Annotated in this window: 4 protein-coding genes and 1 pseudogene; 3 read left to right on the top strand and 2 right to left on the bottom strand. The window is 43.2% G+C overall.

Annotated elements, in window-relative coordinates; translation table 11 throughout:
• The first annotated feature begins 358 nt into the window (after positions 1-358).
• A complete protein-coding gene (locus tag ACTHUE_RS08955) occupies positions 359-922 on the top strand; it encodes a YceI family protein (protein WP_107791834.1) in 564 nt (187 codons plus the stop codon).
• A gap of 97 nt (positions 923-1,019) precedes the next feature.
• Here the strand turns inward: ACTHUE_RS08955 and ACTHUE_RS08950 are convergent, their stop codons facing one another.
• On the bottom strand, positions 1,020-1,967 hold the full coding sequence (locus tag ACTHUE_RS08950) for a bile acid:sodium symporter family protein (RefSeq protein WP_107791835.1): 948 nt from the start codon (positions 1,965-1,967) through the stop codon (positions 1,020-1,022).
• Between the two features lie 184 nt (positions 1,968-2,151).
• On the opposite strand from ACTHUE_RS08950, the pseudogene ACTHUE_RS08945 reads away from it, so the two are divergent.
• Both ACTHUE_RS08945 and ACTHUE_RS08940 read left to right on the top strand, forming a co-directional pair.
• Positions 2,152-3,158: pseudogene (locus ACTHUE_RS08945) on the top strand (IS5 family transposase).
• A 108-nt stretch (positions 3,159-3,266) separates the two neighbouring features.
• Positions 3,267-4,121, top strand: a complete 855-nt coding sequence (locus ACTHUE_RS08940; RefSeq protein ID WP_107791836.1) for an IS3 family transposase — start codon at positions 3,267-3,269, stop codon at positions 4,119-4,121.
• Between the two features lie 102 nt (positions 4,122-4,223).
• Here the strand turns inward: ACTHUE_RS08940 and ACTHUE_RS08935 are convergent, their stop codons facing one another.
• Positions 4,224-6,998, bottom strand: a complete 2,775-nt coding sequence (locus ACTHUE_RS08935; RefSeq protein WP_107791837.1) for a YadA-like family protein — start codon at positions 6,996-6,998, stop codon at positions 4,224-4,226.
• Between the last annotated feature and the right edge of the window lie 70 nt (positions 6,999-7,068).

Genomic DNA, 7,068 nt, shown 5'->3' with positions numbered 1-7,068 from the left:
GACGCCGGTCGCACGCCACAATGCGCGCGCGCCTGCCATATTGCGGCCGTGGGTAGAGGTTTTGGAGCGGTATTCAGGCATTTTTGTTCCTTTGTTTTATGCTGAGGCCGTCTGAAATAGGCTGGTTAATTGGCGGCCCGTTGTAGAAATAACTGGCTATTTTATACCAATTACGAGCGATGAAGCACGCTATTTTGTAATAAAACTAAACTGTATTTGCTTCACCTGAATTTGCTGCTCATTCTTTCAGACGGCCTGAAGTTTTCTTGGATGAAACGCTGTCTTTCCCAGTTGCAAAAGATGTTGGTGTCAAAAAGTGATATGATAGGGAACTTCTCACATTTCTAAGGATAAGACGATGAAAAAAATCATGTTTGCATTGTGTTCGGCCATATTGGCTTCTGCTGCGTCTGCCGCTGTTTATAAAGTGGACGAATTCCATGCCAATGCCCGCTTTGCCATCGACCATTTCAACACCAGCACCAACGTCGGCGGTATTTATGGTTTGACCGGTAATTTGGAATTTGACCGTGCCAAACGCCAAGGCTCAATCGATATCGTATTGCCTTTGTCCAAACTGCAAACCGGTTCTGATCACTTTACTCAACATTTGAAATCTGCCGATATTTTCAATGCAGACAAATACCCTGAAATCCGTTTTGTATCCACCAAATTCAATTTCAACGGCAAAAAACTGCTTTCCGTTGATGGCAATCTGACCATGAACGGCAAAACTGCGCCGGTGAAACTCAAAGCCGACAAATTCAACTGCTACCAAAGCCCGATGGCAAAAGCAGAAGTGTGTGGCGGCGACTTCAGCACTACCATCGACCGTACCAAATGGGGCTTGGATTATTTGGTGAGTGCCGGTATGAGCAAAAAAGTAAACATTAATATCCAAATCGAAGCAGTGAAACAATAATCCTGCTTGATTTCAAAATAAAGGCCGTCTGAACAGGTAAGGCAGAAATCGTTGATTTCGTTTATCCCTGTTCAGATGGCCTTATGATTAAAGACGTTTAGGATTCTTTATTTTTATCGGCTTTGGCTGCCCAATAAGTTGCCAAAAGCGAGCCGGAGATATTGTGCCACACGCTGAACAATGCGCTGGGAACGGCAACAACCGGCGCGGCGGCAAAGTGTGCGGCGGCAAGCGCGGCACCTAAGCCTGAGTTTTGCATACCGACTTCGATGGCCAGCGTTTTTTGTGCATCATAAGGCAGGCCGGTCCATTTGGCGGCAAAGAAGCCGAGCAGATAGCCGATACCGTTGTGGAGTACGACAACGGCAAAAATCAGCAGGCCGCTTTCAATAATCTTGCCTTTGCTGGCACCGACAACCGCGCCGATAATCAGCACGATGGCGGCAACGGAAACCAGTGGCAGCGCGTCGGTCAATTTTTCAGTTTTGTTGCCCAAGACTTTATGGACAATCAAGCCCAAAACGATGGGGAACAAAACCATTTTGACGATGGACATCAACATACTGCCCGCTTGTATTTCCAGCATTTCACCGGCAAGCATCAGAAAGATGGCGGGGGTCAGCAATGGGGAAATCAGGGTGGAAACCGATGTAACGGCAACCGACAAAGCCACATTACCGCGCGCCAGATAAGTCATTACATTGGAAGCCGTACCGCCCGGGCAGCAGCCGACCAAAATTACACCGACTGCGATTTCGGCAGGCAGGTTCAACAGTTTCGCCAGCAGATAGGCGGTTGCCGGCATGATGGCGAATTGTGCAATCACGCCGATAATGACGGCTTTGGGATGTTTGAATAAAATGTCAAAGTCGGAGGGTTTGAGGGTCAAGCCCATGCCGAACATGATGATGCCGAGAAACCAAGGAATGTAAAGACCGACCCATTTGAAGGTGTCGGGTGCGAAAAAAGCGATGCCGGCAAAGAGCGCGGCCCAGAGGGAAAAGGTCTTTCCGATAAAATTACTGATTTTGTTGAGGGTATTCATGATGATATGTTGTGAAGTTGTTTTTAAGGGAGACCAAGGATACACGCCTTAACCTTAATTTGCAAAATGGATTAAAATAAATAAGGCCGTCTGAAGATAAGAATTGATTTTCAGACGGCCTGAGACCTTTGCAAAATTCCCCAAAATCCCCTAAATTCCCATCAAGACATTTAGGGGATTTTCCATGGCCACCTTCTTCCAGCAAACCGCCCAAGCCATGATTGCCAAACACATCGACCGTTTCCCACTATTGAAGTTGGATCAGGTGATTGATTGGCAACCGATCGAACAATACCTGAATCGTCAAAAAACCCGTTACCTCCGAGACCACCGCGGCCGTCCCGCCTATCCACTGCTATCCATGTTCAAAGCCATCCTGCTCGGACAATGGCACAGCCTATCCGATCCCGAACTCGAACACAGCCTCATCACCCGCATCGATTTCAACCTGTTTTGCCGTTTTGACGAACTGAGCATCCCCGATTACAGCACCTTATGCCGCTACCGCAACTGGCTGGCGCAAGACGACACCTTGTCCGAATTGCTGGAACTGATCAACCGCCAACTGACCGAAAAAACCTAAAAATAGAGAAAGCATCTGCTGCTGTCGTTGACGCTACCATTATTCAGACCGCCGGCAGCAAACAGCGCCAGGCCATAGAAGTCGATGATGAAGGGCAAGTTAGCGGCCAAACCACACCGAGTAAAGACAGCGATGCCCGTTGGATAAAGAAAAACGGCCTCTACAAACTCGGCTACAAACAACATACCCGCACCGATGCGGAAGGCTATATCGAGAAACTGCACATCACTCCCGCCAATGCCCATGAGTGCAAACACCTGTCGCCTTTGTTGGAAGGTCTATCTAAAGGTACGACCGTTTATGCCGACAAAGGCTATGACAGTGAGGAAAACCGGCAACATCTGGAAGAGCATCGGTTACTGGACGGTATTATGTGCAAAGCCCACCGCAAACATCCGCTGTCGGAAGCGCAAACCAAACGCAACCGATATTTGTCAAAGACTCGTTATGTGGTCGAACAAAGCTTCGGTACACTGCACCGTAAATTCCGCTACGCCCGGGCAGCCTATTTCGGGCTGATTAAAGTGAGTGCACAAAGCCACCTGAAGGCGATGTGTTTGAACCTTTTGAAAGCCGCCAACAGGCTAAGTGTGCCTGTTGCCGCCTAAAAGGTGGCCCGGATGCCTGCTTAATCAGGTATCCAAGGGGGATTAAGGGGGTATTTGAGTAGAATCAGTGGATATTTGAAATAAAAACAGCCGAAAACCTGTGTTTGGATTTCGGCTGTCGGGAAAAAGGAATTTTGCAAAAGTCTCCAAAGGTTAAGAACACGCTATCCGTTAAAATGGCTTTTAGGCTTTGCACAATTAGCGCGTAGTACGTTTTTTGCTAAACTTCAGATTAAACCGGATAAGGATGAGTTATTGAAAAAGACCATTAAACGCATCAAAGCCAATCATCTTGATTATGGCTACCGACGTGTTCATGCCTGCTTGCCAGGCGTGAATCATAAAAAAGTTCAACGTTTAATGCAGACACTTGGGCTTCAAGTGCGGTCAAGAAAAAGCAAGAAATTTACGACCTATCGAGGCACGATAGGGGTGATTGCTCCTAATCATCTTGAACGCGATTTTAGTGCAACGGCCCCGAACCAAAAATGGGTGACCGATATCACCGAGTTTAAGGCGAAAGATGGGAGCAAAGACTATTTATCTCCAATTTTATACTTATTTAACAATGAGATAGTTTCATATAATCTCAGCTATTTCCCAAACTGGGCGCAAGTAGAGGACATGTTAATACAAGCCATCAAAGGATTAAATAAAGCTTGTGGTGTCATTTTACATTCAGACCAGGGATGGCAATATCAAATGGTGGCTTATCGTCGAATCTTGGCAGAACATGGCATCATTCAAAGTATGTCGAGAAAAGGGAATTGCTTGGACAACGCCGCGATGGAAAGTTTCTTTGGGCGATTAAAAACGGAATGTTTTTATGGGCGGGAATTTAACAGTAGAGAGGAGATAGTTAATGCTGTCAGAGATTATTTGGATTACTATAACCACCGACGGATTCAACTAAAATTAAAAGGACTGAGTCCGGTACAATATCGAAAACAATCCTTTAAATAACAGTCTAACTTTTTGGGGTCAGATCAAATTTTGGCCGCACTTTTTTTCATCTCAACATAACAAAAGAAAAGGCAGATTTTACTCTGCCTTTTTATCAAATAATTACCATTGGTAACCGATGCTTCCGCCCCAGTTCACATCACTACGGGAATTGATACTTGCACCAACTTTAATCGAAACTTTGTTGTTGTCAGAATTTCGACTATAACCAACCGCTAATGCAGTTTCGTTGCGATAACCACCAACACCAACAGAAACTAAGCTTTTACCCGCTTCATTTGGACGTTGTAAGAAAGAAATCGCTGTCGCTCCTGCAATACCTGCTTGTAATTTACGATCAACGTGATCAATTTTGTTGTCTAAACGATTGATGTTGTTATTAATGTTTTTCACTGCATTATCAACATAACGTTTATTTACTGCATCAGTTGGGTCTTTAGGATCAGCCACATTCACAATACGATTATTGTGAACATCCAAGCCACCATGTGCATGAACAGTACCACCAATGTTGATATCACCCGTTGTTGTGACATTAGCAAATGTTGGTGTATCAGATACTGCCACACTTAACACTTTGCCTTTTTTGTGGGTTAATTTAATGTTTTTACCCGCATCAAGTGTTAACTTATCCATTTTTGTTGCAGTAGATTGAACCGTTTCTTCTGTCACTTCATTTACAACAGTACCTTCAGATGCACTTGCAGTTACATTAAATCCACGACCACCTGCATTTTTGATTTCATCTTTGGTTTTTTGTGAAAGATCTACTTTGTAATTGCTTACTGTTGTAACAGAAATACCATTTTTAACTTCTGTTTTTTCACCAACTGTTACTGTAACAGCATCAGAAGCAGCTTCAACTGATGCTGAAGTGTCTTTTGCGTTAACCGTGTAAATCGTTTGATTATTCGCACCAGTTTCAGAAGTCACCTCTACATTTGTTCCAGCTTTTACCTCTGTTTTAGCTGCCGCTGCGGCTTTAGTAATATTGGTATTAAGCTCGTTCTTCGCTGCATATAATTGGCTACCATTCACAGCATCTTTACTATCAGCTGAAATTGTACCATTTGATACATTCGTGATTTTTGTATTTCCTGCATTAATACCATCTTTATCATTAATAGTAACAGGTCCTACGGTAATATTATTAGCTTTAACACTAGTAACTTTAATATCATCTTTTAAATTCACTTTAATATCAGCAGCATTTTCACCGTCTGTAACAACCACTTCGGTATTCGTACCATTTACAAAATTCACTTTGCCATGGGTATTAATACGTGATGTTTCTTTACCATTATTTTTAATGTTAAAGCCTGCATTGTAATAAGCTTGGTATAATTGGCTACCATTTACAGCATCGTTTGATTCAGCAGTAATTCGACCTGCACCCACATTTTGGATTTGGCGAACAAGAGAGCCATCTCCCACAGAAACCGCACCTGTTGATTCTTTAGTGAAAGAATCACCAAAATCAAAATCAATTATCGTTTTATATGAAGAGGTGCCGTTATAATTAATTGTTTTTGAATTTGCACCATCATCAAAAGATTCTAATTTAGTAGCAGCATCATTAAACACATTTTTTGCCCCTGCAGAACTTGAGCCTAGAGCAACTGAATCTTCATGAGTATTAGTAGAATCAGAACCTAACGCAACAGAATTTGCGGCAGTCGCATTACCACCAATAGCAATACTGCTGATACCAGTCGCATTTCCTAAAATAGCTGCAGAATTAGTTTCACTCGCCTTAGAATTTCTACCCATCGCAACAGAATTATAACCCTCAGCTTTGGTGCTTTCACCAATAGCAATAGAACTCATACCTGAAGCATTGCTTTGGGTACCAAATGACATAGCATCCGCGGCAGATGAGGTTGAATTCGATCCTATAGCAACAGTATTAACCGCTTTTGCATTCGCTTGATTACCAATTGCAATAGAAGAAGATCCACTTGCGTTAGATGAATGACCTAAAGCTGCTGAATCATGCCCATCAGCGTGAGCCATTTCACCTACAGCAGTTGCAGAAGAACCTTTAGCAACAGCAATAGGCCCAACTGCAGTAGACCAATGCCCATATGCTCTTGAGGAATCACCTAATGCAACGCTATGACCTCCTGTTGCCTTAGATACAACCCCTAAAGCAATTGAGCGCTCGGCTGTCGCCTGAGCTTGAATACCATAAGCAGCAGAAGCTTGGCCACTTGCAACTGAACGTACACCAATAGTAACTGCATTTTCTCCACTCGCATTAGCTATAAAGCCTAAAGCAATAGCATCATTTCCTGATGATTTTGCGCCATTACCCATAGCGATCGCTCCACGACCACTTGCATTTGATTCATTACCGATAGCGGTTGCTAAACCTTCTACGCCGCTAGCTTTTGCGCCATAACCAATTGCCGTACCACGTCCGGATGCATTACTACCACCACCAATTGCAACACCACCAGTTCCCCAACCATCTGCATTGTTACCAATGGCAACTGTTTCTCTATTGGTTGATCGAGCTTTATTACCAATTGCAATATTGTATTTGTTGTAATCAGCATCTCCCTCTACTTTAGCTCCTGTACCAATAGCAATAGAGTCTGCCGTATTAGAATTAGCACTATTACCTAAAACAACTGCGTTAGTTCGATCAGCTACTGCACCAGTTCCGCCGATAACTGTATTTTTATCATTTACGACAACATTGGTTTCAGCCATTGCGCTTGTAGTTGCACCTGCTAAAACTGCAGCGCCAATAATTACATTTAATGCTTTACGTTTATCAGTTTGAGATGATTTACCTACAGATTTGCTTAGTTCTGAAACAATAACCCAGCATTGATTTACTTTATTCCAAATAATTTTAAAAACATGATTCATATTAAAGTTCTCTATAATAAAAAAATAACTAGCCAAAAAACAAAACCTTCATTTCTTATAACAATAGGAA

It is taken from the genome of Neisseria sp. P0021.S005, from assembly GCF_051956955.1.
Note: the sequence above shows the minus strand (reverse complement) of the source record. Positions and strands in the feature narration are given on the sequence as shown.